This window comes from Limosilactobacillus caccae (genome assembly GCF_900156885.1).
Classification (GTDB): domain Bacteria; phylum Bacillota; class Bacilli; order Lactobacillales; family Lactobacillaceae; genus Limosilactobacillus; species Limosilactobacillus caccae.
The window spans coordinates 1-1,160 of record NZ_FTOY01000003.1; the positions used below are offsets into that span (position 1 = coordinate 1).

The window sequence follows — 1,160 nt, forward strand, 5'->3', positions numbered from 1 at the left end:
GCGTTTGTCGAAACACAATCATTTTTTGTTCATGTGTGCCTTTTGCTTGTGCCGGATCAGGTAATGGCCAGTGAATACTTTTAGCTTGTGGTGGTATTACTGGACACCTACAAATAAAATTTGGCTTTTGACTATTTATTAAAGAAAATTCTCAAGGTGTCTTGATGTTTCAATCTGAGTACTCCAAAATAATATTCAAATATATATTTGAATATTATTTTGGAGGAAATAAGAAATGTTAGGAACAATTATTGCTGGTGTGGTGACTTACTGGAGTACTGCTATTGACTTATTAATAATTCTGATGCTTTTTTTTGCGAAAGTTAAAGATAAAAAGGGTGTTAGAGATATTTATATAGGCCAATTTCTTGGGTCTGGGCTTTTGATATTAGTTAGTTTGTTCTTTGCTGTCATTTTACATTACGTTCCTGATAAACGATTATTAGGTTTTCTAGGAATAATTCCTGTCTTTTTGGGAATAAAGGCTTTAATTTTGGGAGATTCAGACGGTGAAAAAATGGCTAATGAAAAATTGAAAGATACAAATCAAAATAATTTGATTAAAACTTTGATTTTCATTACTATTGTGAGCTGTGGTGCTGATAATGTTGGATTATTTGTACCTTACTTTATTAGTTTGGCACTACCAAAGTTATTAATAACTTTGGTAGTGTTTTTGATAATGATTTTCTTATTAGTTTTTATTGCCCAGAAGTCGGTTAGTATTCCAATTGTAGGTACAGTTCTTGAAAAATGTAGTCGTTGGTTTATAGGAATCGTTTATATCTTTATTGGTGGTTCCGTTTTGATCGAAAATGGATCAATTCAACTTTTCGTTAATTTAATTAAATAATAGGCAGAGTGATTCTATGAAAAGCAAAAGTGCTGACATTACTTGTGATCAGACATTGGTTGAGACAGATAAAGTAATGAAGGTCTCGGAATTCTTGGGTAAATCACGTATTAAGAAATACTTTTATGTATTGTCTAAAATCTCAGATGAGAAAAAGTTAAAAATCATTTTCTCTTTAATCGCTCAGGAATCGTTATGTGTTTGTGATATTGCATATATTTTAGGCTGTAGTATTGCAACCGCTTCTCATCACTTAAGAATGCTGTATGATGCTGACATTTTAGACCGTCAAAAAAAGGGGAAAATG

The 1,160-nt window shown here is 31.6% G+C and carries 2 protein-coding genes and 1 pseudogene; 2 read left to right on the top strand and 1 reads right to left on the bottom strand.

Translation table 11 applies throughout. The features are described from left to right. Positions 1-109 (bottom strand): annotated as a pseudogene (locus tag CZ502_RS10820) (arsenate reductase (thioredoxin)); the annotation flags it as partial. A gap of 126 nt (positions 110-235) precedes the next feature. Between CZ502_RS10820 and CZ502_RS00100 the strand changes: the two are divergent. Together CZ502_RS00100 and CZ502_RS00105 are read left to right on the top strand one after the other, a co-directional pair. After that, on the top strand, positions 236-853 hold the full coding sequence (locus CZ502_RS00100) for a CadD family cadmium resistance transporter (protein WP_076459102.1): 618 nt from the start codon (positions 236-238) through the stop codon (positions 851-853). A gap of 16 nt (positions 854-869) precedes the next feature. Continuing rightward, on the top strand, positions 870-1,160 hold a 291-nt coding region (locus tag CZ502_RS00105), incomplete at its 3' end, for an ArsR/SmtB family transcription factor (protein WP_076459103.1).